This window comes from Stutzerimonas stutzeri KOS6 (assembly GCF_000307775.2).
In the GTDB taxonomy this organism is placed as follows: domain Bacteria; phylum Pseudomonadota; class Gammaproteobacteria; order Pseudomonadales; family Pseudomonadaceae; genus Stutzerimonas; species Stutzerimonas stutzeri_B.
Window position 1 is genome coordinate 1,425,057 of record NZ_KK020676.1, and the last position, 26,081, is coordinate 1,451,137.

Consider the following 26,081-nt stretch of genomic DNA (forward strand, 5'->3'; position numbering starts at 1 on the left):
CTCATGACATCCACGTTTCGTGCCTGCCTGATGGCCGGCCTGTTCGCCCTCGCCGCGCCGGTCTGGGCGGCCGATGCAGCCTATCAGGCGATGGTCGAGCGCCTGGGTCGCCTGGCACCCAGGCTCGACCGGCAGGTCCTGACCCACGCCGTCGCAGCCATGCAGTGCGCGGTGAACAATGGCGCCAGTGCTGCCCAGCGTCTGGCGGTGATCGACTTTTCGTTGCCCTCCAGCGAGCGCAGGCTGTGGATCTTCGATCTGCAGCAGGAGCGCTTGCTGCTCGAGGATCTGGTCGCCCATGGGCAGAAATCCGGCGACAACCACGCCACCCGTTTCTCCAACCTGGTCGGCAGCCATCAGTCCAGCATCGGCCTGTTCCGTACCGCAGAAAGCTACAGCGGCAAGCATGGCTATTCGCTGCGCATGGATGGGCTGGAGCCGGGCATCAATGACCGCGCCCGTGAGCGCGCCATCGTCATTCATCCGGCGGCGTACGTGGATCCGTCCTGGATCGCCACCCAGGGTCGCATCGGGCGCAGCCAGGGGTGTCCGGCGGTTCGGCCGGAGGTGGCGCGGATGGTGGTCGACAGCCTCAAGGGTGGCCAGTTCATGTTCTCCTGGTACCCCGACCAGCAGTGGCTGCGGTCCTCGGCCTACCTCAACTGCAAGCCGAACCAGGTGGCGGGCATTCTCGCGGCCGGGCGGGGTTGATTTGCGGCTAGAAAATGCAGCTACAAGGCTCAAGCCTCAAGCCTCAAGCCTCAAGCTGCAAGAAAAAGCGCCGACGGGCTTCAAAAAAGCTGGACAGGCCTCACTGATTCGCTTGCTGTCGTAGGCTGGGTCACGCTTCACCGACCCGGCGGGCGGAGTCATGGTGGATGTAAAAAACGACATCCACGCTACGCCAGCTTGCAGGCTGTCCTACCTTTGCTCGCTCTGCGGCGTCACCCGCAGTACTTCCTCGAGCGTGGTCAGCCCGGCGGCGATCTTCTGTGCGCCGGACAGGCGCAGGCTGCGCATGCCGTCCTTGAAGGCCTGCCGGCGCAGGGCGACGATGTCGGTGTCGGCGGTGATCAGCGGCTTGATCGCATCATTGAGCAGCATGATTTCGTAGACGCCCGCGCGCCCGCGATATCCCGTGTCGCGGCATTCCAGGCAGCCCACCGCCTGCTGCGCAGTACTCGGCAGCGGTGCGTTCCAGGGGCGGGTCAGCGCCGTCCAGTCGTCGCCGTCCAGTTGCACCGGTGCCTTGCAGTGCGGGCAGAGCGTGCGCACCAGGCGTTGGGCCATGACGCCCAGCAGCGTGGCCTTGAGCAGGTAATGCGGTACGCCGAGCTCCAGCAGGCGGGTGATGGCCGAGGGCGCGTCGTTGGTGTGCAGGGTGGAGAGCACCAGGTGCCCGGTGAGCGCTGCCTGGATCGCCATCTCGGCGGTTTCCAGGTCGCGGATCTCGCCGATCATGATGATGTCCGGGTCCTGGCGCATCAGCGCACGCACGCCGCTGGCGAAGGTCAGGTCGATGTTGTGCTGCACCTGCATCTGGTTGAAGGCGCCTTCGATCATCTCGATCGGGTCCTCGATGGTGCAGACGTTCACTTCCGGTGTGGCCAGTTGCTTGAGCGTGGTGTAGAGCGTGGTGGTCTTGCCCGAGCCGGTCGGCCCGGTGACCAAAATGATGCCGTTGGGCTGGCCGGTCATGCTCTGCCAGCGGCGCAGGTCGTCGGCGGTGAAGCCCAGCTGGTCGAAGCCCTTGAGCAGCACGTCAGGATCGAAGATGCGCATCACCATCTTTTCGCCGAAGGCAGTCGGCAGCGTCGACAGGCGTAGCTCCACCTCGCCGCCATCCGGCGTCTTGGTCTTGACCCGGCCGTCCTGCGGCTTGCGCTTCTCGGCGACGTTCATCCGGCCGAGGGATTTCAGCCGGCTGACCACCGCCATCGTCACCTGTGGCGGAAACTGGTAGACGTTGTGCAGCACGCCATCGATGCGAAAGCGCACCGAGCCCTGCTCGCGGCGCGGCTCGATATGGATATCGCTGGCGCGCTGCTGGAAGGCGTACTGGAACAGCCAGTCGACGATGTTGACGATGTGCGAGTCGTTGGCGTCCGGCTCCTGGTCGCTGGCGCCGAGGTTGAGCAGTTGCTCGAAGTTGCCGACGCCGCTGATCTTCTGCTCGCTGCCACTGGCGCCGCTGACCGACCTGGCCAGTCGGTAGAACTCCACGGTGAAGCGCTGGATGTCCGAGGGATTGGCCACCACGCGCTTGATCGGGCGCTTGAGTACGTGGGTCAGGTTGGCTTCCCAGCCGTGCACGAAGGGCTGGCTGCTGGCGATGGTGACCGCGCTGCTGTCCACCGCCACGGCGAGGATGCCGTGGCGCTGGGCGAAGGCGTAGGACATCAGCGGAGTGATCGCGGCGACGTCGATCTTCAGCGGGTCGATGCGCAGGTACGGCTGGCCGGCCCGTTCCGCCAGCCAGACGGTGAGCGTTTCGAGGTCGAGCTTCCTGCCGGGACGCTGCAGGTCATCGAGCTGCTGGGCGGCGAGGAACTCCAGCGGATGCTGCTGGTTGGCCACCGCGCTGCGGCGAACCGCCAGGCATTGCTCGGCACTGTCCTGGGCGATCCGCTCCTGGGCAACCAGCTCGCGCAACAGATCGTCGAGGCTGAGAACGCGATCAGGCTGGACGGCAAAGCTGGACATGGCGACTCCTCAAGGCGAGGCGGCCAGGAACGTCGGCCGCCAGGCAGCAAGAATGCCGCAAATGTCCGACCGGCAACAGGAAGCGGTCGAGAACCTGAGCAGTCGGGTGCCGCTATCGCAGGATCACCGGGGCGGTATCGGCTGGCAGGCCCGGCTGGGTTACGGCGCGGGCTGCCTCGTCCGCTGGCAGGCCATGGCCGAGCTGCTGCTGCAGCTGACGCGCCACATCGGCGCCCAGCGAGAGGGACACGTCGCGGATGACGCGGCCTCGGTTGGCGGTGACTTGCCCATCGGCGGCGCTGACCAGCTTCACATCCTGGCCTTCGCCCAGCGCCGAGAACGCCGAGATGACCTCCAGGGTGCGGGTGTCGATCAGGCTGAACTCGGCGACCAGCGTCAGCCCGAAGATCTTCGAGTAGTTGTCCGAATGCTGCAGCGAACCGAGCTCCTGGCGGAAGTCCAGGTCGGACAGGGTGCCGAACAATACATAGTCGGCGCCTTTGAAGTCGCCGTTGCGAATGCGTCCGATGATGTCGTGCAGCCCCTCGTTGGCCTTGCCGTAGGGTTTGCCCTGGATCAGCTGGAACTGGCCGGACTTGAGCATCTCGCCCTTGATGTCTGCGCTGAATTTCTTCAGCTCGCCGCGCTCGAGGTAGCTGTAGGTGGCCTCCAGCTCGCGATAGTTGCTGTTTGCCGATGCGGAGAAACCATTGACCTGGGCTTGCTCGGAAGCACTGACCAGATGGATGTATTCGCGCACGCGCTCTTCGTAAGCGAGGTCGGTTACCGCGACCTTGGGCGCGGCGTGGCTGGCGAAGGCCAGGCCGCAGAGTAGCAGGGAGGCTAGCAGGCGCATTTCAACGCTCCGTGGTCTTGCGAATTTCCTTTTCGTCCATCCACTCGGCCAGGCCGCTCTCGACGTCGACGAGCTGCAGGCTGAACTTGTAGAAGACGTCCTTGTAGTCGCTGCTGCGCTTGACGATCGAGCTGATGCTGCCTTCCAGGCGGTACTTGGCGGCGATCATGTTGCCGGTCTTGCTTATCGTGGACTGCTTGTACAGACCGCTCTGGTTCTGCTGCTTGAGCTGATCGACCTGGCTGTCCATGTCGATGTTATCGCTGGCGAAGCGCGCGGTGCCGGTTTTCATCAGCTGGGTCTTGATCGAGGTGGTGATCTCGCGGGTGTCGATGTACTCGCTGGTCTTGTTCTTCACATCGTAGATCTGGATCACCGGCCGGCCCTGCAGTACGCCGGACTGCGCCAGCGAGCGGGTCATCGATTCGGCGATGTTCTGCAGGTCCGATGAGCCGAACTCATTGGTGATCAGCTCGACGGCCTTGCTGTCGCCATAGCTGATATTGCCGCCGCCCAGTACGGGTGACGAGGTGGAGGCGCAGCCGCTGACCAGCGCAGCGAGGGAGACAATGGCGAAGGTACGGACGAAAGACATGGCAAGGCCCTAGCGGAAAATATGGACGGAGTTTTCGGGGGTCTGGACTTCCAGGCGAAAGTCGGTGGCTTGTGGTACCGGCGCGATGGCCGGCAGATAGACGGTCTGCGTTCCGTAGAGCGTCAGGCTCTTCCAGCTTTCCTCGGCGGCGACCGGGAAGCCGTCGTCGCCGAGCCAGGCGAAGCGGTAATACATCGACTTGTTACGCGCACTGCTGTTCTTGAGCTCGGCCTTGACGGTGAGAAAGCCGTTTTCCCGGGCGACGCGCATGGCGCCGAGCTGGATGTGCTCCATGCTGCCGAGGGAAGCCACCTTGCTCGCCGCGCTGCCTGGCGCAGGCGGCTGGGGCGTGGCACAGCCGCCTGCAAGCAGGCTCAGGCCGAGAACGAGGGGAAGGAAACGGGACATCGGGACCTCCTGGGTCACTGGGCCTGGGCGATACGGGTGAGCGGGTCTGGAAGCCGGACAGCGGTGCCGGCGGTGAACACCTGGCTACCGACTATCCGCAGCGGAATGACCTGGTAGGGCCGGTCCAGCTGCAGCGTGGCGACGGCGCCGGTGGGCAACGTCAGGTTGTGCTCGCCACGCTTGAGGCGTGCGCGCGCCACCAGGGTCTGGTTGGGCAGGGTCCGCCAGGTACGCTCGTCGGCCCCTTCGGTGATGGCCGACATCAGCCCGACTGCCAGTCCTGCCAGCGGGCCTACGTTGTCGTTCAACTGCTTCTGCATCACGCTGCGGCTGATCGCCCGCACGCTGGTGCGCAGGATGATCCCGGGCATGTCGTCACGCAACGCGCGCCGCGACATGGCGTCGGTGTCGTTGAGTTGCGCAAGGGTGAGACGCTGTTCATCGAGCAGCAGCGCCTGCTCCGCAGGCTGCGCTTCGCTCCTGATTACCGGGAAGGAGAACGGTGTCACGATGATCCCGGTCGAGGTGGGGATCGGCAGCGGAATGAGCACTGAGTCGCGGGCCGGGGCCAGTCCGCTCTGCACCACGATCAGCACTTCGCTTTCATCGGCGGCCGGCGCTGGCGCATCCAGGCGAAGCAGCGCATCTTCGAGCAGCGGCTCGCCCGGCCTCAGTTCGATGGCCTTGCGGTAGCCCGGCGCGGCGAGTCCTCTTTCGCCCAGCGCTTCGTAGACGAAGCCAGCGAGGTAGTGGCTGAAGGCGCTCTGATAGCTGTTCTTCAGGTTCAGGACTTCCGGCGCGTCGAGGACTTCCACAGGATAGCCCTGCAGGTCCTTGAGCTGCGCGGTGATGCCTTTCTCCTCGGCTTCCTGTTCACGCTCGAGGTATTCGCGATCGCGCAGTTCGCTGATGAAGGCTTCACGTTCGTGGGTCTTCTTGATGTCCATGCGCGCCTGCTCGAAATCGTTGCGAGCCAGGCGATTGAGCGCCAGCTGCGTGGTGAGCATGACCTTTTCGTAGTCGTAGCCTTCGTAGCGGCGCACCCTGTCGTTGACCAGCAGGCTGCCGAACTGGGCGAGGTATTTCGCGGGGTCGAGCCTGATCGATTCTTCCCAGGCGCTGATCGCCTGATCCGCCTCGCTCCAGGCCGCCTCGCTGCCGACCAGGTCACCCTTGGCGCGCAGCAGCTCGCCTTTTTCCAGGTAGTACAGCAGGTCCTTCTGCTCGCGGCTGTTGTGTTTCTCCAGCAGCGTCAGCGCGGCGTCGGGCTCGCCGGCCAGGATGTGCTGGTTGATGGCAGTCAGTTCGCCTTCGTAGCTGCGGAATGTTTCACAGCCGCTCAGAAACAGTGCCAGTCCCAATGTGAGGACGGCGTTGGCATATCGAGTCACTGGTAAGGAGTCCATCCGTGGCTGTAGCGGGCTGGCCTGGTTCCGCTGGCGCTGGCGATTCGCGTCGTATCAGGATCGCGCCGCGCGAAGCCTGCCAGCGCGGCGATCAAGGGGGCGCGATGTTAATACGATATTGAATGATGGCCAACAGCCATGTTTGTGCCCGGCGCAGCCTGTCTGCCGTGATCGCTCACGCAGTGGCTGGGGCCCGCCTTCCGTGGCGGGGCCCGATCAGTGGCGCAGCAGTTGCTTCCAGCCCTTGAGCGTCCAGACCCGCTGCGTCTGCTGAACGCGAAACTCGCGTGCTTCCTCGTCGAGGGGCTGGCGGGCCAGTTCATACAGCTTGGCCAGCTCGCCATACAGGCGATCGACTTCCGCCAGCTCCAGCACGCCGCGGGCCAGGTGCAGCCAGACCAGCAGGCGCTCCATGCGCGGGCTCTGCTCGGCGAGGTCCTCGGGCTGTTGCAGGTAACGCGGCAATTGCAAGGCCTTGGCTTCCTCGGCCAACAGGTGCAGCAGCCACTTGCCCAGTTCGGCGGCACCCTGGCGATCACCGCGGGCGTTGCGGCCGGCGGTCCAGCTGCGTTGCAGCAGCCACAGCGAGGCCTTCAGCGACAGCAGGCCCCAGCGGGTCTGCTCCAGCTCGGCGGCGAACTGTGCCGGTGCGGCCTTGCGCACGTCTTCATCGTTCTGGCCGGCTTCGACACGCGGGCGCCAGTCCTGGATCAGGCCATCGAGCAGCTCGCGCAGTTCGCGGCTGCAGGCGCGCGGGGCAGCCTGGCCGAGGCTGCCGAGCAGGGCGCGCAGTTCGATCAGCTGGTGCAGCCAGTCGCCCAGCAGTTTCCAGCGGCCATTGAAGCGGTACTGCTCGGCCAGGCGCTGGCTGTTGCCGAGCAACTGCCAGCCAAGGGCAACCACCGCGTCATCCAGCGGCATCGTGGCATCGAGCTCCGGCGCCGGTAGCTGCAGGTTGTAGCCATCGGCGTCATGCAGGCGGTAGCCACGCTCAGCCTTGCTGATATCGCAGGGCATCAGCGGCAGGTCGGCAGCCAGCTCGGCGGCCAGTTCCAGCAGTGCATCGGGATCGCCCTGGCGCAGTTCCAGTTCGAGTTCGCAGATTTCCTCGGACTGCTTGCCGGCTTTGACCTGGCCCAGATCGAGCGCAGCCTCTATGACGACCTTGGCCTTGCCGCGGCCCCAGGCGATTTCGGCCTTCTCGCGCACGAAGTCGGTGGTGAAGATCGGCTTGAGGCTTTTCTTGTCCAGCCCGGCAAGGCTTGCCGGCCAGCAGTCGTCGTCAAGCTTCTTGGTGTCGAGCTTGGCCTTGTCCAGATACCAGTCCCATTCGTTGCGCTCGGACAGGCCTGCGACACTTTGACCGCGGCTCTTCAGGGTCTGGATGAACTGCTCGCCATCGCGGCGCAGGCGCAGGGCGACGCGGGCCTGGGCGAGTGCGCGGTCGGCGGTGTCGTAATACTGGTTGAACAGCTCATGGCGCGACCAGCCACTCTTGTTGCGCTTTTTCAGCAGCGGATGTTCGCGCAGGGCGAGCAGGGTTTCGCGGCTGGCGCGTAGCTTGATTTCGGTTTCTTTCTGCATGGTGCCGACTGGGTGCCTATGATGTGTGAATGTTGCAGCCTGATGACGCACGGTAGCAGGCGTGATGGCCTGTCCGTATACTTGCCGCCTCTTTCAAGCCGGGGCCATACCCTATGCCAGTCAATCCTTTCGTCAGCTTGTTCGGACGCTCGCCAATCGGCCCGATGCAACAGCATATGGCCAAGTCGCACGAATGTGCAGCGAACCTGGTGCCGCTGTTCCAGGCGGTCATGGCCGAAGACTGGGAGAAGGTCGAGCAGATTCAGCAGCAGATGTCGCAGCTGGAAAACGAGGCTGACAAGCTGAAGAAGAGCGTTCGCCAGCACCTGCCCAAGAGCCTGTTCCTGCCGGTGCCGCGTTCCGATCTGCTTGACCTGCTGAGTGTACAGGACAAGATCGCCAACCGCGCCAAGGACATCGCCGGCCTGATGCTGGGCCGTTGCATGACCATCCCGCAGGCGCTGCAGCCGCAGATGCTGGCCTACGTGCAGCGCAGCGTCGATGCCAGTGCCCAGGCGCTGAAGGCGCTCAAGGAACTGGATTCGCTGCTGGAAACCGGTTTTAGCGGCCGCGAAGCCACGCTCGTCGAGAAAATGGTCGAGGAGCTCGAGGAAATCGAGCGGGAAACCGACCGTATGCAGATCACGGTACGCCGTGCACTTTTTCACCTGGAAAAGGACCTGCCAGCAGTCGACGTGATCTTCCTCTACAAGATCATCGAATGGATCGGTGATGTAGCCGACCGCGCCGAGCGCGTCGGCAACCGTCTGGAACAACTGCTGGCGCGCTGAGGCGCCAGCGTCCTTTCTGGGTTCAACAGGTAGTTTTCCTTATGTCTCTTATTGCGGATTACGGCTTCGTACTCCTGATTCTCGCCTGCGCATTCGGTTTCTTCATGGCCTGGGGCGTCGGCGCCAACGACGTGGCCAATGCCATGGGCACTTCGGTGGGTTCCCGCGCGCTGACCATCAAGCAGGCGATCATCGTGGCGATGATCTTCGAGTTCTGCGGTGCCTACCTGGCTGGCGGTGAGGTTACCGAGACGATCAAGAACGGCATTGTCGATGCTGAAGTCATCTCTCCCGATCTGATGGTGCTGGGCATGATGTCGGCGCTGCTGGCGGCCGGCACCTGGCTGCTGATCGCGACGATGAAGGGCTGGCCGGTTTCCACGACGCATTCGATCATCGGCGCCGTCATCGGCTTCGCCGCGGTCGGTGTATCGACCGACGCGGTGCACTGGGAGGCCATCGGGCCGATCGTCGCTAGCTGGGTGGTCACGCCGATGCTTTCGGGCATCGTCGCCTTCGGCCTGTTCATGAGCGTGCAGAAGCTGATCATCAACACCGATCATCCGTTCGAGAACGCCAAGCGCTTCGTCCCGCTGTACATGTTCCTCACCGGCTTCATGGTCGCGCTGATGACGGTCACCAAGGGCCTCAAGCATGTCGGCCTGACCCTCAGCAGCGGCCAGGGCATCCTGCTGGCGTTCGGCATCGGCCTGCTGGTGATGCTCGCGGGGATCGCGCTGCTCTCGCGGATCAAGGTCGACGTCGAAGCCGACAAGACCTTCCACTTCGCCAGTGTAGAAAAGGTCTTTGCCGTGCTGATGATTTTCACCGCCTGCGCCATGGCCTTCGCGCACGGTGCCAATGACGTCGCCAATGCCGTTGGTCCGCTGGCCGCCATCGTTGGTGTGATCGAGTCCGGCGGTGCGGCCGACATCGCCGCCAAGTCCGCCGTGCCGGGCTGGGTGCTGCTGCTCGGTGCGGTCGGTATCGTCATCGGCCTGGCGACTTATGGCTACAAGGTGATCGCCACCATCGGCAAGGAGATCACCGAGCTGACCCCGAGCCGCGGCTTTGCTGCCGAGCTGGCTACCGCGACCACCGTGGTGGGGGCTTCGGCCATCGGCCTGCCGGTCTCCACGACTCACACGCTGGTTGGGGCGGTGCTCGGCATTGGTATCGCGCGCGGCATCGGCGCGCTGAACCTGGGCGTGGTCGGTTCGATCTTCATGTCCTGGCTGATCACCCTGCCGGCTGGTGCCTTCCTCGCGATCGTCTTCTTCAGCGTGCTCAAGTTCATCTTCACCTGAGTCCAGCGGATACGGTCGACGCCCCGCCTCGGCGGGGCGTTTTCGTTTGCGGGTCCCGTCGTGGTGCGTTTCGTGCTTCACTGGCAGCCCTGTCCGCTCGCATCACGGAGGTAGCCGGTGCCCATTCCCTCGCTCAAGGAGCAGTTTGCCGCGCTCGTCGCAGCGCCCTCCGTCAGTTGCACGCAGCCCGGCTGGGATCAGAGTAACCGCCCGGTGATCGAGTTGCTGGCCGCCTGGCTCGGTGAGCTGGGTTTTGCCTGCGAGACGCCGGAGGTCGCCCCCGGCAAGTTCAATCTGCTCGCCAGCTATGGCAGCGGACCGGGTGGCCTGGTGCTGGCCGGGCACAGCGATACCGTGCCGTTCGATGCCGCGTTGTGGCAGTCCGACCCGCTGAAGCTGCGCGAGGCCGATGATCGCTGGTACGGCCTGGGCAGCTGCGACATGAAGGGCTTCTTCGCGCTGGTCATCGAGGCGCTGCGCCCGCTGCTGGAGCAGCCGTTCCGCCGCCCGCTGCTGATCCTTGCCACCTGCGACGAGGAAAGCTCGATGTCCGGTGCCCGCGCGCTGGCCGCTGCCGGACAGCCGCTCGGGCGCGCCGCGGTGATCGGCGAGCCCACCGGCCTGCGCCCGGTGCGCCTGCACAAGGGCATCATGATGGAACGCATTGATATCCTCGGGCAGAGCGGTCACTCGTCGAACCCCGCCTATGGCCATAGCGCGCTGGAAGCCATGCACGGCGTGATCGGCGAGATGATGACGCTGCGCCGCCAGTGGCAGGGCGAATACGACAACCCGCTGTTCGACGTGCCCAAGCCGACCCTCAACTTCGGCTGCATCCACGGGGGCGACAACCCCAATCGCATCTGCGGCCAGTGCGCGCTGGAGTTCGACCTGCGCCCGCTACCGGGCATGGACCCGCAACAGCTGCGTTCGATCATCCGCCAGCGCCTGCAGCCGCTGGCCGAACAGCACCAGGTGAAGATCGACCTGGCCCCGCTGTTCCCGGCCGTGCCGCCCTTCGAGCAGCCTGCCGAGAGCGAGCTGGTGCGCCTGGCCGAGCGCCTGACCGGCCACCGTGCCGAGGCGGTGGCGTTTGCCACCGAAGCGCCTTATCTTCAGCAGCTTGGCTGCGAGACGCTGGTGCTGGGCCCGGGCGATATCGCCTGCGCGCACCAGCCCGACGAATACCTGCAGCTCGAGCGTATCGAGCCGACCGTGCAGCTGCTGCGCCGGCTGATCGAGCACTACTGCCTGCAGCCGCAGGCCTGAGCCGCCCATCCCAGACGAACAGAACCGCCACGAAGGCTTTTACATGCACGACTATGTCACCTGGCTCCGCGACTCCTCGCCTTATATCAACTCGCACCGTGACCGCACCTTCGTCGTCATGCTGCCGGGCGACGGCCTGGAGCATGCCAACTTCGCCAACATCGTTCACGACCTGGTACTGCTGCACAGTCTCGGCGTGCGCCTGGTGCTGGTCTTCGGCTCGCGTCCGCAGATCGAGGCGCGCCTGGCGGCGCGCGGCATCGAGCCGCGATTCCACCGTGACCTGCGCATCACCGACGGGCCGACCATGGAGTGCGTGATCGACGCCGTGGGCCAGCTGCGCATCGCGCTGGAGGCGCGCCTGTCGATGGACATGGCGGCTTCGCCCATGCAGGGCGCGCGGCTGCGCGTAGCCAGCGGCAACTTCGTCACGGCGCGGCCGATCGGCGTGCTCGATGGCGTCGACTATCACCACACCGGCGAAGTGCGGCGCATCGACCGCAAGGGCATTGGCCGCTTGCTCGACGAGCGCACCATCGTGCTGCTTTCGCCGCTGGGCTATTCGCCGACCGGGGAGATCTTCAACCTTGCCTGCGAGGACGTCGCCACCCGTGCGGCGGTCGACCTCAAGGCAGACAAGCTGGTGCTCTACGGTGCCGAAACCGGCTTGCTCGACGAAAGCGGCAAGCTGGTGCGCGAGTTGCGCCCGCAGCAGATTCCGGCCTACGTCGAGCGCCTTGGCAGCCGCTACCAGGCCGAGCTGCTGGATGCCGCGGCGCAGGCCTGCCGTGGCGGCGTGCGGCGCAGCCATGTGGTCAGCTATGTCGACGACGGCGCCCTGCTCAACGAGCTGTTCACCCGCGATGGCGCCGGCACGCTGGTGACCCAGGAGCAGTTCGAACAGCTGCGCGAGGCGACCATCGAGGATGTCGGCGGGCTGATCGACCTGATCACCCCGCTGGAGGAACAGGGCATCCTGGTGCGGCGTTCACGCGAGGTGCTGGAGCGCGAGGTCGAGCAGTTCAGCATCGTCGAACGCGACGGGCTGATCATCGCCTGCGCGGCGCTCTATCCGATCGCCGACTCGGATGCCGGCGAGCTGGCCTGCCTGGCGGTCAATCCGGAGTACCGCCACGGCGGGCGCGGCGATGAACTGCTCGAGCGCATCGAAGAGCGTGCGCGTGCGCAGGGCCTGAAGAAGCTGATCGTGCTCACCACCCGCACCGCCCACTGGTTCCAGGAGCGCGGCTTCGAGCCGATCGGTGTCGAGCGCCTGCCGGCGGCGCGAGCCTCGCTGTACAACTTCCAGCGCAATTCGAAGATCTTCGAAAAACCGCTCTGAGGCATGCCGGCGGGCGTTGCGCCCGCCGGCGCTGCACTCAGAGGCTCAGGCTGCGCTGGTACTCGGCGACGAAACTGTCGAAATCCAGCTCGTCGGCCGCTTCCATTGCGGCTTGGCGCTCCAGCGACTGATGCGCGGCCGATTCGAACTGATCCAGCTCGCTCGCACTCGGTGCCCGGCTGCGGAAGTAGTCGGCGTGGGCCAGGGTCTGGCGCATGGCGAACTGGCTGAAGCTCTCGCCATTGCGGCGCAGTTCGTCGAGCACGCGCGCCGAGGGCGTGAGGCTGCTGTCGGCGACCTTGGCGCGCTGGTCCGCGAGCGCATCGGCATGCCGCGTATCGCCATGGCTGCGGTCGAGGAGCGCGGCGACCTGGCCGATCCCGTCGAGCAGTTGGTCAGCCCATTCACGCAGCAGTACCTGGGTGCCACAGCGCTGCAACTGGAGTCCGGGGCGCCGGCCCTCCTTGACCACCTTGAGGAAGTTGTCGGTGGCCGCACCGCACTCGCTGTCCGCGAGGCAGGGGCTTTCGTCCAGCACGCAGAACAGCAGGAAGGCATCGAGGAAGCGCGCCTCGCTGGCGTCGATGCCCAGCGGCAGGAATGGGTTGATGTCCAGGCAGCGCACTTCGATGTACTGGATGCCACGGGCGCGCAGCGCCTGCAGTGGTCGTTCGCCGGTCGCGGTGACGCGCTTCGGGCGGATGTTGGAGTAGTACTCGTTTTCGATCTGCAGGACGTTGGTGTTGAGCTGCTGCCAGTTGCCCGCGGCATCCTTGGTACCCAGCGCCTCGTACGGTGCGTAGGGCGTGGAGACGGCGCGGAAGAGGCTCTCGGTGTAGCTCGACAGGTCGTCGTAGCAGGGTGTGAGGCCGGCCTGGGCGTTGTTCTGGTAGCCCAGGTCGCTCATGCGCAGGCTGGTGGCGTACGGCAGGTAGAGCGTGTCGGCGTCTAGCGTTTCGAGCTGGTGCTGGCGACCGCGCAGGAAGCCGGCGTCCAGTGCCGGCGAGGCGCCGAACAGGTACATCAGCAGCCAGCTGTAACGGCGGAAGTTGCGGATCAGGCCGATGTAGCGTGTCGAACGATAGTCGCGCTCGGAGCGGTCATCGCCGTCGTCGGCCTGCAGCACCGGCCACAGCGCTTCGGGCAGCGAGAAGTTGTAGTGGATGCCGGCGATGCATTGCATGGTCTTGCCGTAGCGCAGCGCCAGGCCCTGGCGGTAGACGTGCTTGAGCCGGCCGATGTTGGAGCGGCCGTATTCGGCGATCGGGATGTCCGCCTCGCCCGGCAGTGGGCAGGGCATCGACGGGCTCCAGAGGAACTCGTCGCCGAGCTTGGCATAGGTGAAGCGATGGATGGCTTCGAGTTCGGCCAGGGTATTGTCCGGATCGCTATCGGTGCCGGTGATGAACTCCAGCAGCGCCTCGGAGTAGTCGGTGGTGATCTGCGGATGGGTCAGCGCCGAACCCAGTGCGCTCGGGTGCGGCGTCATGGCCAGCTGGCCGCGTGCATCGACGCGCAGGCACTCGCGTTCGATCCCGTGCAGGCATTGGCTGAGCAGCGGCAGATGGGAGGGCTCGGCCAGCAATGCCAGGCGGTGGGAGAGGGGTGCGCTCAACTTTGTGGATTCCTTCACGCGACGGTCGGCCCAATATGGGGATGGAAACGCTGCTTCACAAGAGGCAGCGTTGCTTCGACCGTTGTCGACGCCTGCCGACTCCGCGGGCGGCGCGTGGCCTGTGCCAAACAGGCCACTAAAGGCAGGCGAAGGTCGCCTGGGCCTTGGCGATCAGTTTTTCGCCCTGGTGCACCTCGGCTTCGAGCACCTGGGTGCGTCGGCCGCCGTGCACCACCCAGGCCCGGCAGCGCAGCTCGCCATCGGTGACCGGGCGGATGTAGTTGACCTTGCACTCCAGGGTCACGCTGTTCGGCGAGCCGTCGCCGAGGCTGTGGCTGGCCTGGCCCATGGCGGTGTCGATCAGCGAAAACAGTGCGCCGCCATGCAGCTTGCCATGCAGATTGCGCAGGCCGTCGTGCATGGTCAGGCCGAGCACGGCCTCGCCCTGACCGACCTGATGAATCTCCAGACCTAGCAGGCGACCGAAGGCGCTGGAATTGCCTACAGCCTCGACTTCGATGCTCATGCTCATTTCCTCAGTTGTTTGGCGTTGGCGAATAGCGCGGCCATGGCCGCATTGGCTGGTGCCGGCTTGTCTTCACGGGCATGGCGCTCGCTGCGCGGGGCGTTGCCGCGTGGCTTGCCGCCACCTCGCGGACCATCGGTCTTCTCGCCTGGCGTGTCGCTCATGCGCATGGACAGGCCGACGCGGTTGCGCGGGATGTCCACTTCCATGACCTTGACCTTGACGATGTCGCCGGCCTTGACTACCTCGTAAGGGTCCTTGACGAACTTCTCCGACAACGCACTGATGTGCACCAGGCCGTCCTGGTGCACGCCGATGTCGACGAAGGCGCCGAAGTTGGTGACGTTGGTCACCACGCCTTCGAGCACCATGCCGGGGTCGAGGTCGCTGAGCTTCTCGACGCCATCCTGGAATTCGGCGGTCTTGAACTCCGGGCGCGGGTCGCGGCCGGGCTTGTCCAGTTCGCCGAGGATGTCGGTGACCGTCGGCAGGCCGAAAGTGTCGTCGGTGAACTGCTTGGGATCCAGGCGCTTGAGGAACGCCGAGTCGCCGATCAGCGAGCGGATGTCACGGCCGGTATCGGCGGCGATGCGCTTGACCAGCGGATAGGTTTCCGGGTGCACCGCCGAGGCGTCCAGCGGGTTGTCGCCGTTCATCACGCGAAGGAATCCGGCGGCCTGTTCGAAGGTCTTGTCGCCCAGGCGCGGCACCTTCTTCAGTTCGCTACGGGACTTGAACGCGCCGTTGGCATCGCGGAACTGCACGATGTTGTTGGCCAGCGTCGCGTTGAGGCCGGAAATGCGTGCCAGCAGAGCGGCGGAAGCGGTATTCACGTCGACGCCGACGGCGTTCACGCAATCCTCGACCACCGCGTCCAGCGAGCGCGCCAGCTTGAGCTGGGACACGTCGTGCTGGTACTGGCCGACACCGATGGATTTGGGGTCGATCTTCACCAGCTCGGCCAGCGGGTCCTGCAGGCGGCGGGCGATGGACACGGCACCGCGCAGGGACACGTCCAGATCGGGGAATTCCCTGGCCGCCAGTTCCGAGGCCGAATACACCGAGGCGCCGGCTTCGCTGACCATGATCTTGGTGAGCTTGAGACCGGGCACTTTCTTGATCAGCTCGCCGGCCAGCTTGTCCGACTCGCGGCTGGCGGTGCCGTTGCCGATGGCGATCAGGTCGACCGCGTGCTTGGCGCACAGCTTGGCGAGGATCGCCAGGGTGCCGTCCCAGTCGTTGCGCGGTGCGTGCGGATAGACGGTGGCGGTTTCCAGCAGCTTGCCGGTGGCGTCGACCACGGCGACCTTGCAGCCGGTGCGCAGGCCGGGGTCCAGCGCCAGCGTCGCGCGCGGGCCGGCCGGCGCGGCGAGCAACAGGTCGTGCAGGTTGCGGGCGAACACGGAGATGGCTTCGTCCTCGGCCTTGTCGCGCAGCTCGCCGAGCAGGTCGGTTTCCAGGTGGGTGTAGAGCTTGACCTTCCAGGTCCAGCGCACCACCTCGCCCAGCCACTTGTCCGCCGCTCGGCCACGGTTGGCGATGCCGAAGCGCTCGCCGATCATGCCTTCGCCGGGGTGCATGCTGCCCGGCGTCTCGTCGCCGATCTTGAGGCTGACACTGAGGATGCCTTCGTTGCGCCCGCGGAAGATCGCCAGTGCACGGTGCGAGGGAGTGTTCTTCAGCACTTCGTCGTGCTCGAAGTAATCGCTGAACTTGGCGCCTTCGGTTTCCTTGCCCGGCACCACGCGGGCGCTGAGGGTGGCGTTGTGCTTGAGGAACTCGCGCAGCTTGGCCAGCAGGTCGGCGTCCTCGGCGAAGCGCTCCATGAGGATGTACTTGGCGCCTTCGAGCACCGCCTTGGCGTCGGCGAAGCCCTTTTCGGCGTCGATGAAGCGCTCGGCTTCCTGCTCCGGCGTGAGCTCGGGATTGCTGAACAGCGCATCGGCCAGCTCGCCGAGGCCGGCCTCCAGGGCGATCTGGCCCTTGGTGCGGCGCTTCTGCTTGTACGGCAGGTAGAGGTCTTCGAGGCGGGTCTTGGTGTCGGCCAGATCGATTTCGCGCTTGAGCTCGGGCGTCAGCTTGCCCTGTTCCTCGATGCTGGCGAGGATCGAGACGCGGCGTTCGTCCAGCTCGCGCAGGTAGCGCAGGCGCTCTTCCAGGTTGCGCAGCTGGGTATCGTCGAGGCTGCCGGTGACTTCCTTGCGGTAACGGGCGATGAAGGGCACGGTGGAGCCTTCGTCGAGCAGCGCCACGGCGGCGGCGACCTGTTGCGGGCGCACGCCCAGCTCGTTGGCGATACGGGAATTGATGCTTTCCATGTGTTGTCCTGCGGGCGGAATGGCGGCCGGCCGGCCGGAAAAGGGCGGCAGTATACCTGCCGCCGCCGCATGACGGTCCTGCGAATGATCGGCTCGCTGCGGCTCAGCGGAATTCGGCGTACGGCGACAGGGGTTCGACCGGCCAGGACAGATCGCCACGCCAGGGCGCGAAGCTGTAGCGAAGGAATATCAATGCGTTGCTCGGTGCGTAGTCCTCGCTGTAGACCCAGTTCAGCGCGCCACCGAGCACCAGGTGATCGCTCAGGCGCCGTTCGAACAGGCCCTGAAACCGGTAGCTGACGCCACGGCTGCTCGATCCGGCTATCTCTTCGGCGGCGGCCTGGGGCGTGATCACGTCGGCGAACCTGGCGTTCAGCGCGTCGAGCGGGTAACGCCGGCTGTCGGCACTGCTCGATGCCGACCAGCCGACACCGCCCTCGAGCAGGACGGACCAGTCGGCATTGCGCCAGGCGTAGCTCACCGGCACGCCGATGGAGTTGTACTGCCGCGGGCTCCAATAGCCACCCTGGCCCAGGGTATGGCCGCTGAGATCGCGCTCGTAGCCGAAATGGATGAAGGTCAGGCCGGTCCGCAGGCGCTCGTCGACGCGGTCGAGCCACTTGTAGTAGTAGCCGGCCATGGCGGTCAGCCGGCGATTGTCCGCGACCTTCTCGCCCCTGAGCCAGTGCTGGCCCAGGTTGGCCCAGACCCCATGGGCGCCGCCCTGGTCCCAGCTCAGGCCGAGGCTGACTCCGTTGGCGGTGACGGCGCCCCAGCGGGTTCCGGTGCCGGGGTCGAGGCTGCCGCCGTAGGACAGCAGCGAATTGCTCATCGGACGCCGGGAGGCGGTGAGCGACCAGCCCAGCGGCCCGAGGTCGCCATTGCCGGTCACGCCCGCGAAGACATTGTCGATCTCGAAACCCTGGCTGAAGCCAGCGTCGAGCTCCAGCCGCTCGCTCTGCAGGCCCCCGGCGAACATCAAGGCGCTGGCCTGCTGCGGCTTGCCTGCGCAGCCGCCGACCTCGCGGCAGCTGCCGAAGTCGGGGCCGCGGCCGGTCCCCTCATCGGCTTCGAGCGAGCCGGCGTCGAGGTCGATGCGCTCGGCGCGCAGGAAGCGGCTCCGGCCATCGCCCGGCCAGTCCAGGTGCAGCAGGGTGGTATCGGCCTGCAGTTCCGAGATGCCCGGCGTGCCGTCATCATTGCGCCAGCCCAGATGGTGCTGCAGCGTCAGGGTCGGGTTCTGCGCCTGATAGAGATCGGCCAGGTCGCTGCGCAGGCCGCGCGCGAGCCAGTCGTCGTCCGGGTTGGCACGAGTGGCCTCGGTCATGGCTGGGATGTCGGCCTCGGCGGCGAGCAGGCCGGCGTCGACCATGGCCTGACGGTAAAGGGCGAGGGCCTGCCGGGGGTCGGTGGTGCTCAACAGGCGCGCGGTATCGCGACGCAGCAACGGATCGGCGGCCGGCTGCTGCCGTTCGAGTGCCGTCAGTTGTGCGCGCGCGCTCTACCTCGCCGACGGCGGCCCAGCTGTTGGCCAGCCGGCGCCGGCTGTTGAGGTCCTCGGAGGCCAGTTGCGGAGCGTCGTGCTCCAGCGCGGCACGGGCGTCCGCCAGGCGACCGGCAGCCACCAGCACTTCGATTCGGGCCAGGCGCGCCCCGGCATGCTCGGCATCGAGCGCCAGCGCTTGTTGCAGGTAGTCGAGCGCCTTGCCGGTTTCGCCGCGCGCGTCGGCCCAGTCGGCCAGCATCACCAGGTCCTCCGGCGGGCCGTCATTGGCACGCACTGCCTGTTCGACCAGCTCGATGGCGGCAGGCTCGCGGCCGGATCCGCGCAGCTTGTCGGCGCGGACCAGCAACTGGCGGCGCTGCACGCGGGTGGCCAGGGCCTGCATGTCGTCGGTCCATTGCCTTTGCGGAACCGCATGCAGCGTCGCCAGCGCCGCGCCATCGCGTTGCGCACCGGCCAGATAGAGGGCGTGGGCGTAGCGCGCGGCCGGGTCGCCGGCCTGGTGCCGAAGCAGGTCGGCGAAGACCGCATCGGCCTGGCGTGCCTGTCCAAGCTCCTGCAGCACGCCGGCCAACTGGTAGGCGAGCCAGGGACCGTCCGGGGCGATTGTGCGGGCCTGCCTCAGGGCCTGGCTGGCGGCTGTCCGGTCCTGTGCCTGCAGGGCACGATCGGCGCTGCGCTGGTAGCGCTCGAGCAACAGGTCGTTGCGCAGGGGCGCGAAGGTCCGGCGCTGGGCCGGCGCAAGCGATTCGATGAAAGCCAGTGCGCGCTCGCTGGACTGGCTCCGGTAGAGTCCGACTAGCCCGCGAATGGCGCTGGCGTTGTCAGCCTCGAGCGCGAGGACTTGCCGATAGCCCCGTTCGGCATCCTCGGCCCGGCCCTGACTCTCGGCAACGCGGGCCAGGCCGAGGCGGGCGAACAGGCTGTCCGGTTGCTGGCGCAGGGCGGTGCTGTAGAGCGCTGCCGCCCTTGCCTGATGGCCTTGCTCGAGCGCCATGTCGGCCTGCTCCAGCGTCAGCCAGTGGCGTGTCGCCGCGATCAGGTCGTTCCACTGGGTGAGGTTGTCGATGTCATCCTCATGGGTCCTGGCGCGTTCGAAGTAGCGAATCGCCTGGGGCCGGTGGCCGGGGCGCATCAGTGCCCGGCCCAGCCCGCCGAGGAAGGTCGGTTCCTCGGGATAGCGCTCGAGGGCCTGGCGCAACAGCACCTCGGCCGCTTCGTCCTTGCCGCGCGAAACCAGCTCCAGGCCCTGCTGGCCGGCCCGCCAGAAGGGGTCCGCGCTGAGCCTGCGGGTCCGCTCGAGATGCTGGCGAGCGTCTTCGGCGAAGCGCCCGCTGGCATAGCGCTCGACAAAGCTCTGCCAGCCGGCCAGCGTTTTGGCACCGATCGGCTGGGAGACGAGGTATTCGAACTCGCGCTGAGCGGCGGCATCCGTCGCGATAGGGTTGCGACCGAGCTCGGCCAGCAGCCTCAGGGCCGCTTCATCCTGTCCGGCATCGAACAGCAGGTTGGCGAGCAGCTGGCGTGCCGGTGCGTTGCCCGGGTATTGCCGGTCCAGCATGCGCAGGGCGCTGATGGCCTGCTCCCGCTGAGCCGGACGGGCGCTTCGCAGCCGCCAGTACTCGACGGCCAGGTCCAGCGTCGGCGGTGCATCGCCGAAGATCGCCGTCAGGCCGGCGAGGGCGTCATCGGGGCGGCCGGCCAGCGCGGCCAGGCGTGCCTGCTGCAGGCGCTGCTGGGTCTGCTCGCTGGCCAGCGCCGATAGTTGGCGTGCACGGTGTTTGACGTCGCGACTGGCCTCCCCAGCCGATTGCAGCCGATCATGCAGGGCGCGGACCCGGGCGTAGTCGCGCTGGCGTAGCGCCAGGCGCATCTCGGTCAACTGCACCTGTGGGTGCCCGGGCGCGATCAGACGCAGGCGATTCAGCGCATCGCCGATCAGATCGTCACGGTTGAGCGCTTCCCCGGCCCGTGCCTGGGCGAGCAACCAGGCCAGTTGCTGCGAACGGTCGCGAGGACCTTCGGCCTGCGCCGAGCAGGCCAAGGCGAGCAGTAGCAGCGTCGGCAGCAGCCTGTTCATCGAGACTGGCTTCACTGGTCATCCGCGAGACGGCGGGCGGCCGCCCAACGCAGGGCGCGCCAGAGGACGATGGCCAGCAGCACGATGCTCAGCGTTGCCATGAAGGCCAGCAGTACCGGGTGTTCGGACAGGTGGAACCAGAGCAACAGCCACCAGGGCAGCTCGCCGACATAGTAGGGTTCGCCGACGGAATGGCTGCTCACGCCGCTGTCGCGGATCAGCGCTACGGAGCCGGCGAAGGCCTGCTGTTTGCCGACGTCACCGAGCGCTTCACGCAGCAGGTGGTAGTCGTCATCCGAGGTCGCCAGCAGTGCGACCACGCTGCGCTGTTCGTGGAAGGGCGACTGCAGGCCGAGCACGGCCGCCAGTGGCGCGCTGGCCTGCATCGCCAGAGTCGTTGTGCCGCCGCTGCTGTCGCCGGGGCGTGCAGCCTTTTGCATGAGCCAGCTGCGTTGGGCTTCGAGCATCGCGGGAAGTTGTTTCGCGGTGCGCAGCGCATCGGGCAGCTTGCCGATCAACAGCAGGTCGGCGTCCGCCGTTCGGGCTTCGTTCCAGTCATCGCTCAGGCGAACGCCCAGGGCGGGATAGCCGACATGGGAACCGATCAGGCTCAGCGTGTCGAGCAGGGTGCCGGCCTCTGATGCGGTGGGCTTTTCGGGCACCACTACGAGGGTTTCGGAGAGGTCGGCCATGCGGCTGAATGGAAAGCCGCTGCGCACGAAGGCCTTGAGATCCGGCATGGCCATGTAGTGGTGGTAACCGGAAAGGTCGATGGTCGAGCTCTCGTCGATCGCCGCCTGGATGTTGGTCGGCAGGTAGGTCTGGCAGTGGTCGCGCTGGGCGTTGCCCAGCTTGCTGGCGAAGTTGAATTCGAAACGGACCTTGTTGCGCATGCCCATCTTCAGTGCCGGCACCAGCAGGTCCTCGCTTTCGGCCGAGGCATCCGGGGCGAGCACCGACAGGCGCAGGTTCTCCACGCTGCTGCGGCTGTCATTGGGCTTCAGGGCGATGCTGCTGATGTACTGGTCGTTGACCGTGACGTTCAGTCTCGATTCGTCGAGCGTCGCCGGCGGTGTGTAGCGGTAGCGCGTGGTCAGCGGGATGCCCTGGTTGCGCCAGACGAACAGATCCGGCGGCAGGTTGATGTCCAGCGAGATCGGGTAGGGCTGCAGGCCGCTCACCTGGAGCTGCTGCGGATAGGCGATCAGTTCGGAGAACGTTACCGGTCGATCGGTGCGAATCCAGTTTGGTGCATCGTAGGGCTGGCGCGGTGCGGCCTCGACCTGTTCGATGGCCACCCGGCTGCCGCGCAGCTGTCCCTGATCGAGCGCCAGCGCGGTCGCGGCCTGGACCAGGTCGGCCTCGTTCCGCCCGAGGACCAGCAGCAGCTTGCTGTAGCGGTCGGCAGGATGGTCGATCAGCTCGACGACCGGACCCTCCACCGGCGGGTGGTCGCGTAGCAGCGGCGGACGATGGTCATTGGTGGCGAACACGACAGCCGGCTGCGGGTACCAGGGCATCTGTGGCAGTTCACCGTAGTGCACCGGAAAACTGGCACCGCGCCAGGCGGCGCGGGTGCCGAAATAGGAGGCCAGGATGCCGGCCGCACGCAGCATTTGCGGTGCCGGCGCATCGGCGAAGAGGATCGGCAGGCGCAGCGGGGTGCTGTCGCGCTGGTCGAAGAACGGCAGGGGGAACCAGGCCAGGTCGCTGGCGATGTCCAGCGCCTGCTCGTGCAGCACGACGCGGCTCTGGCGGCCGAGGTTGAGCCAGAGGCCGCTATGCGCCGGGTCCTCGCAGATATCGGTGTAGTGACCGACGAACTCGACCCTGATGCGGTTGAAATCGCCGAGCAGGTACGGGTCCAGGACGATGTCCTGGCGAACCCGCTGGCCGAGCTGGTCCTGAGTGATGGGCAGGGTGCGCATCAGTTCGTCGTTCAGGTAGATGCGCAGATGCGAGAGCACTGGCAGCAGCGCAGGCGAGGGCGTGTAGTCGAGCATCAGGCGCGCATCGGTGGCGATCCGGTCGCGGCGCAGCTGGAATTCCACCTGTTCGGCGTTGCGAATGCCCAGTAGCAGTTGATCCTGCGGCCGACCCAGCTCGGTGAAGCTGCGGCTGGTCTGCCACGAGGGAGGCAGGTCGGCTTCCGGCAGCTCCGCTCCCGCTTCTTCGGGGGCAGACAGGGCCTGGCAAGTGGCGAGGATCATAAAGCACAGCACCAGCAGGGATAGTCGACGTTTCATGTTCGGTGTTCCAGTGGGCGAGCGATCGGCGTGCGTGGGCAGAAGCTGAGCAGCCACGCCGCCAGACGAAAGAGCGGACGCAGGGGTTTGCCGAACCCGGCGGGAAGATATTCGAGCAGGCGGTAATAACCGCGGCCACCCAGGCGCAGCACTTCGATGAAGCTGTGCAGCGGTCGGTCGGCTTCGAACTGATCGTGACGATTGAGCCAGACATCCTCTCGCGCGAAGGTGCACTGCACGAAGTCGATCTGCTGGCTCAGGTCCAGTTCATCGAGGCGAAGGCCGAGGTGCGTGCCGGCCAGGCGCGTCACCTGCGCGGGAAAGGCGAACTCGCGCTCGCCCCGGCGCAGTAGCAGCTGCACCCTATCGTCCGGCGCAACCGGCAGCGGCATCGACAGTTCGAGGCCGGCGCCGCTGTCGGAGAAGTCGCCCAGCGTGCAGGGGTGTACGTGGCCGCTGGGGAGGCGGAGCGAGGCCGGAAGCTTGGCCAGGACCCGGTGCGAGCGGCGCACCTGACGGACCTCCGCAGCCACCGCGACCGCGGTGCCGATGATCAGCAGGTTGTAGAGGACCCAGATCGTGCTGACCAGTACCGTGGCGATCTCTGCCGTGGGACCGTAGATGATTCGCCAGGCGGCGAAACCCAGCCCGAGCGCATTGAGAAGCGCCAGCAGCAGATAGGGACGGGCGATATGCCAGTCGAACTGGTTTTCGTCCATCAGGCTGCCCTTGGCGGTGACGTTGAACTTGCCCTTGCCGGGGTTGAACAGCGCTACCGTGGTCGGGCGGGCGATGTACCAGGCCAGGACCGTCTCGTAGACCTCGCCCCAGAACGAGTGCCGATGCTTGCCCTGCAGGCGGGCGTTGGTCAGGCTGGCGTGGATCATGTGCGGCAGCACGTAGAGGACGATCAGCAGCGCTGGCGCGTAGATGATGTAGGCATGCAGCAGGAGGAAGGCCAGCGGCGCGGTCAGGTAGATCAGCCGGGGCAGGCCGACGAGGAAATGCAGCATCGCGTTGGCGTAGCACAGGCGCTGGAATATCGTCAGTCCCTTGCCCAGCAGCGGGTTGTCGGTGCGGAAGATCTGCGCCATGCCGCGCGCCCAGCGGATGCGCTGGCCGATATGTGCGGACAGGCTTTCGGTGGCCAGGCCGGCGGCCTGCGGCGTGCGCAGGTAGGCCGAGTTCCAGCCGGCACGGTGCAGGCGCAGCGCGGTGTGCGCGTCCTCGGTGACGGTTTCCACCGCGAAGCCGCCGATGCTTTCGATTGCCGAGCGACGCAGCACCGCGCACGAGCCGCAGAAGAATGCCGCATTCCACATATCGTTGCCGTTCTGTACCAGGCCGTAGAACAGCTCCCCTTCGTTGGGCTTGTGGCGGAACGAGCCGAGGTTGCGCTCGAACGGGTCCGGCGAGAAGAAGTGGTGCGGGGTCTGCACGAGCGCCATCTTCGCATCACGCACGAACCAGCCGGCGGTGACCTGGAGAAAGGAGCGGACCGGGACGTGATCGCAATCGAAAATGGCGATCAGCTCGCCGGAGGTCACGCCGAGCGCATGATTGAGGTTGCCGGCCTTGGCATGGCGGTTGTCCGGGCGGGTGATGTAGCCGATGCCCACCTCTTCGGCAAACTGCCTGAATTGTTCGCGGCGGCCGTCGTCGCACAGGTGGATGCGCAACCGGTCTGCCGGCCAGTCCAGTCCCAGGGCGGCGAGCACGGTGGTGCGCACCACCGAGAGGTCCTCGTTGTAGGTCGGGATCAGCAGGTCGACGCTCGGCCATTGCTGCGGTGAGTCGGGCAGCGGCGCCGGCTGGCGGTCCAACGGCCAGCAGGTCTGCACGTAGCCGAGGATCAGGACCAGCCAGGAGTAGCTCTCGGCCAGCAGCAGGATCAGCCCGCAGGCGAGGTCGAACGACGAATCCCACTTCAGCGTGGCGCTGTAGCGCCACCAGATGTAGCGGCAGGAGATGATCGTCGACAGCACGATCAGCATGAGTACGGCAAAACGTCCCGGCATGCGCCTGACGAGCAGGGCCAGCCCCCACAGCAGGAGCACGAAGACCAGCTGCGCGCCGTAGCTGAACGGCTCGGTCACGCACAGCAGCGCGAGCAGCATGGCCACGATCGCCACGACGGCCTGAAGCGCAAACCTGAGTGGCGCTGACAGCGCGTCGAGCAGGCGGTCGATCCGCTCGCCCGAGCGTGCCAGCATGCTCACCGGTCCTGACGACAGGGACCCGGCCAGCCGGCGACGGCGGCGTAGTGTCTCTCGCAGGGAGGCCGCCCAGCGCAACCGGCGGGGCGCCGGGTTGTTGTTCACTGCCGCACGCGGACGGGACGGGCGTACCAGCAGTAGCCAGACGGTCTGCAGCATGACGCGCAACGGGTCGCCGAAGGACGGCTGCTTGCCCGACAGGTGCGGATACAGCCTCTGCCGGTCGGCAAGCACGGCCTGCCAGGCCGGGCTTTCCAGGCGCAGCAACAGGGCAGCGAGCAGATAGCCGAGCGTCCACTGAGCCGCTGCCAGGCGCCCCGCACCGCGGCTGAAACGAAGATGGCGGTAGTAGCCCGGGATGCTAGGCATGCGCGCGGCCCGCCTTGCGTGCCAGGCACCATAGCGCCAGGTTGCGCAGGTCGCCCGCCGCCTGGCTGTGCGGAGCGTAGAGCCCCACCGGCAGTTTGTGCGCCAGGGCTTCGCCGACGGCTTCGTCCTCGTGGATGATCTGCAGCGGTCGATTCTCACTGTAGGTCGTGCGCCACAGCAGCAAGAGGTCGCGCTGCAGCTGGCTGGCCGGATTGAAGCGGTTGACCAGCAGCAGGTCTGCCTGTGTCGCGAGGTGTCTGTGCAGCAGGGTATGGCAACCGGGCGCAGGCGTGGCTATGTCGATCAGCAGGTCGGTGCCGTCACCGATCGGCACTGAGTACGGACTGCCGCTGCGCGGCGGCAGGTCGAACAGTACCCAGTCGTGGAACGGCCGCAGTTGCGCGCAACGCGCTTGCCAATAGCTTGGCTGCAGCTCCAGCAACTGGTCGATCCGGCGCGTTTCGGCCGGCGAGAGGCGGCCGTAGGGCAGTATGTGCAGGCCCGGGCGCACCTGCAGGGCGTCGTTCCACGCCGTACCGTCGAGCTGCGCCCGAGCCCAGCCCGCCGCGTTGGCCAGATCGTCGCCGAAATGCACGCGAGCAAGGTCGCCCGCACTGTGGTCGATCAGCAACACCCTTTCGCCCTTTTCGTGCAGGGCCTGGGCGAGACCGCACAACACTGCAGTCGCGCCGGTGCCGCCACACAATCCACGCAGTGCAAGCCGGTTCATGCCCGCTGCTCCTCGGCGGCCGCCGCCACGTGGTCGGCCACCGATGCGCGCAGCGCGCTATCCAGCGCGCGGGTGCTTTCCGTCTCGGCCAGCAGCGGCCAGCGGCGTACTGCCTGCTCCAGGGCGTTCGAGGCCGAGATATCCAGGTAGCGCAGCTGTGGCATGCGCAGATGCTGGCGAAGGACCGATACGTCGTCGAGCGGAGGCTGGGGCATG

Annotated in this window: 20 protein-coding genes; 5 read left to right on the forward strand and 15 right to left on the reverse strand. The window is 66.4% G+C overall.

What is annotated here, in order from left to right:
- Window positions 1-3 precede the first annotated feature (3 nt).
- Window positions 4-711: a murein L,D-transpeptidase catalytic domain family protein gene (locus B597_RS34615; protein WP_003296835.1), complete on the forward strand. Its 708-nt coding sequence runs from the start codon at window positions 4-6 to the stop codon at window positions 709-711.
- A 210-nt stretch (window positions 712-921) separates the two neighbouring features.
- Here B597_RS34615 and B597_RS34620 read toward each other — a convergent pair whose 3' ends face one another.
- From B597_RS34620 to B597_RS34645, 6 genes are all read right to left on the reverse strand, one after another.
- Window positions 922-2,703, reverse strand: a complete 1,782-nt coding sequence (locus B597_RS34620) for a type IV pilus assembly ATPase TfpB (RefSeq protein WP_003297397.1) — start codon at window positions 2,701-2,703, stop codon at window positions 922-924.
- A 112-nt stretch (window positions 2,704-2,815) separates the two neighbouring features.
- Complete coding sequence (locus tag B597_RS34625; protein WP_003296836.1) at window positions 2,816-3,559, reverse strand: hypothetical protein; 744 nt, start codon at window positions 3,557-3,559, stop codon at window positions 2,816-2,818.
- Between the two features lies 1 nt (window position 3,560).
- A complete protein-coding gene (lpoB, locus tag B597_RS34630) occupies window positions 3,561-4,154 on the reverse strand; it encodes a penicillin-binding protein activator LpoB (RefSeq protein ID WP_003296838.1) in 594 nt (197 codons plus the stop codon).
- A gap of 9 nt (window positions 4,155-4,163) precedes the next feature.
- Complete coding sequence (locus B597_RS34635; protein WP_003296840.1) at window positions 4,164-4,562, reverse strand: YcfL family putative periplasmic lipoprotein; 399 nt, start codon at window positions 4,560-4,562, stop codon at window positions 4,164-4,166.
- Between the two features lie 14 nt (window positions 4,563-4,576).
- On the reverse strand, window positions 4,577-5,968 hold the full coding sequence (locus B597_RS34640; protein ID WP_031323440.1) for a COG3014 family protein: 1,392 nt from the start codon (window positions 5,966-5,968) through the stop codon (window positions 4,577-4,579).
- A 216-nt stretch (window positions 5,969-6,184) separates the two neighbouring features.
- A complete protein-coding gene (locus B597_RS34645; RefSeq protein WP_003297398.1) occupies window positions 6,185-7,552 on the reverse strand; it encodes a CYTH domain-containing protein in 1,368 nt (455 codons plus the stop codon).
- A gap of 113 nt (window positions 7,553-7,665) precedes the next feature.
- Between B597_RS34645 and B597_RS34650 the strand changes: the two genes are divergently transcribed.
- From B597_RS34650 to argA, 4 genes are all read left to right on the forward strand, one after another.
- Window positions 7,666-8,343, forward strand: a complete 678-nt coding sequence (locus tag B597_RS34650; protein ID WP_003296843.1) for a TIGR00153 family protein — start codon at window positions 7,666-7,668, stop codon at window positions 8,341-8,343.
- Window positions 8,344-8,384: 41 nt separating this feature from the next.
- Window positions 8,385-9,650, forward strand: a complete 1,266-nt coding sequence (locus B597_RS34655; RefSeq protein WP_003296844.1) for an inorganic phosphate transporter — start codon at window positions 8,385-8,387, stop codon at window positions 9,648-9,650.
- A 117-nt stretch (window positions 9,651-9,767) separates the two neighbouring features.
- Window positions 9,768-10,919 carry an acetylornithine deacetylase gene (gene argE, locus B597_RS34660; RefSeq protein ID WP_024161990.1) on the forward strand — a complete coding sequence of 384 codons (1,152 nt, stop codon included), beginning with the start codon at window positions 9,768-9,770 and terminating at the stop codon, window positions 10,917-10,919.
- Window positions 10,920-10,962: 43 nt separating this feature from the next.
- Complete coding sequence (argA, locus tag B597_RS34665; protein WP_024161991.1) at window positions 10,963-12,261, forward strand: amino-acid N-acetyltransferase; 1,299 nt, start codon at window positions 10,963-10,965, stop codon at window positions 12,259-12,261.
- 37 nt (window positions 12,262-12,298) lie between these two features.
- On the opposite strand, the gene gshA is transcribed toward argA, so the two are convergent.
- From gshA to bcsR, 9 genes are all read right to left on the reverse strand, one after another.
- Complete coding sequence (gshA, locus tag B597_RS34670) at window positions 12,299-13,876, reverse strand: glutamate--cysteine ligase (protein ID WP_024161992.1); 1,578 nt, start codon at window positions 13,874-13,876, stop codon at window positions 12,299-12,301.
- Between the two features lie 136 nt (window positions 13,877-14,012).
- Window positions 14,013-14,402, reverse strand: coding sequence for a PaaI family thioesterase (locus B597_RS0223360; RefSeq protein WP_024161993.1), 390 nt, complete (start codon window positions 14,400-14,402; stop codon window positions 14,013-14,015).
- Window positions 14,403-14,404: 2 nt separating this feature from the next.
- Window positions 14,405-16,720, reverse strand: coding sequence for a Tex family protein (locus tag B597_RS34675; RefSeq protein WP_024161994.1), 2,316 nt, complete (start codon window positions 16,718-16,720; stop codon window positions 14,405-14,407).
- A 103-nt stretch (window positions 16,721-16,823) separates the two neighbouring features.
- A complete protein-coding gene (locus tag B597_RS47635) occupies window positions 16,824-17,996 on the reverse strand; it encodes a cellulose synthase subunit BcsC-related outer membrane protein (RefSeq protein WP_226924988.1) in 1,173 nt (390 codons plus the stop codon).
- On the reverse strand, window positions 17,917-20,304 hold the full coding sequence (locus B597_RS34680) for a tetratricopeptide repeat protein (RefSeq protein WP_226924968.1): 2,388 nt from the start codon (window positions 20,302-20,304) through the stop codon (window positions 17,917-17,919). The genes B597_RS47635 and B597_RS34680 overlap by 80 nt, the downstream gene beginning before the upstream one ends.
- 11 nt (window positions 20,305-20,315) lie before the next feature.
- Window positions 20,316-22,550, reverse strand: coding sequence for a cellulose biosynthesis cyclic di-GMP-binding regulatory protein BcsB (gene bcsB / locus B597_RS34685; RefSeq protein WP_024161995.1), 2,235 nt, complete (start codon window positions 22,548-22,550; stop codon window positions 20,316-20,318).
- On the reverse strand, window positions 22,547-25,135 hold the full coding sequence (gene bcsA, locus B597_RS34690) for a UDP-forming cellulose synthase catalytic subunit (protein ID WP_024161996.1): 2,589 nt from the start codon (window positions 25,133-25,135) through the stop codon (window positions 22,547-22,549). Before bcsA ends, bcsB begins: the two co-directional genes overlap by 4 nt.
- On the reverse strand, window positions 25,128-25,865 hold the full coding sequence (gene bcsQ, locus B597_RS34695; RefSeq protein ID WP_024161997.1) for a cellulose biosynthesis protein BcsQ: 738 nt from the start codon (window positions 25,863-25,865) through the stop codon (window positions 25,128-25,130). Before bcsQ ends, bcsA begins: the two co-directional genes overlap by 8 nt.
- Complete coding sequence (bcsR, locus tag B597_RS34700) at window positions 25,862-26,080, reverse strand: cellulose biosynthesis protein BcsR (protein WP_024161998.1); 219 nt, start codon at window positions 26,078-26,080, stop codon at window positions 25,862-25,864. Before bcsR ends, bcsQ begins: the two co-directional genes overlap by 4 nt.
- Window position 26,081: the final 1 nt, after the last annotated feature.

Coding starts and splice junctions, on each gene's coding strand:
- B597_RS34615 (WP_003296835.1), top strand. CDS start 4: ATGACATCCACGTTTCGTGCCTGCCTGATGGCCGGCCTGTTCGCCCTC.
- B597_RS34620 (WP_003297397.1), bottom strand. CDS start 2,703: ATGTCCAGCTTTGCCGTCCAGCCTGATCGCGTTCTCAGCCTCGACGAT.
- B597_RS34625 (WP_003296836.1), bottom strand. CDS start 3,559: ATGCGCCTGCTAGCCTCCCTGCTACTCTGCGGCCTGGCCTTCGCCAGC.
- lpoB (WP_003296838.1), bottom strand. CDS start 4,154: ATGTCTTTCGTCCGTACCTTCGCCATTGTCTCCCTCGCTGCGCTGGTC.
- B597_RS34635 (WP_003296840.1), bottom strand. CDS start 4,562: ATGTCCCGTTTCCTTCCCCTCGTTCTCGGCCTGAGCCTGCTTGCAGGC.
- B597_RS34640 (WP_031323440.1), bottom strand. CDS start 5,968: ATGGACTCCTTACCAGTGACTCGATATGCCAACGCCGTCCTCACATTG.
- B597_RS34645 (WP_003297398.1), bottom strand. CDS start 7,552: ATGCAGAAAGAAACCGAAATCAAGCTACGCGCCAGCCGCGAAACCCTG.
- B597_RS34650 (WP_003296843.1), top strand. CDS start 7,666: ATGCCAGTCAATCCTTTCGTCAGCTTGTTCGGACGCTCGCCAATCGGC.
- B597_RS34655 (WP_003296844.1), top strand. CDS start 8,385: ATGTCTCTTATTGCGGATTACGGCTTCGTACTCCTGATTCTCGCCTGC.
- argA (WP_024161991.1), top strand. CDS start 10,963: ATGCACGACTATGTCACCTGGCTCCGCGACTCCTCGCCTTATATCAAC.
- B597_RS0223360 (WP_024161993.1), bottom strand. CDS start 14,402: ATGAGCATCGAAGTCGAGGCTGTAGGCAATTCCAGCGCCTTCGGTCGC.
- B597_RS34675 (WP_024161994.1), bottom strand. CDS start 16,720: ATGGAAAGCATCAATTCCCGTATCGCCAACGAGCTGGGCGTGCGCCCG.
- B597_RS34680 (WP_226924968.1), bottom strand. CDS start 20,304: ATGAACAGGCTGCTGCCGACGCTGCTACTGCTCGCCTTGGCCTGCTCG.
- bcsB (WP_024161995.1), bottom strand. CDS start 22,550: ATGAAACGTCGACTATCCCTGCTGGTGCTGTGCTTTATGATCCTCGCC.
- bcsA (WP_024161996.1), bottom strand. CDS start 25,135: ATGCCTAGCATCCCGGGCTACTACCGCCATCTTCGTTTCAGCCGCGGT.
- bcsQ (WP_024161997.1), bottom strand. CDS start 25,865: ATGAACCGGCTTGCACTGCGTGGATTGTGTGGCGGCACCGGCGCGACT.
- bcsR (WP_024161998.1), bottom strand. CDS start 26,080: ATGCCCCAGCCTCCGCTCGACGACGTATCGGTCCTTCGCCAGCATCTG.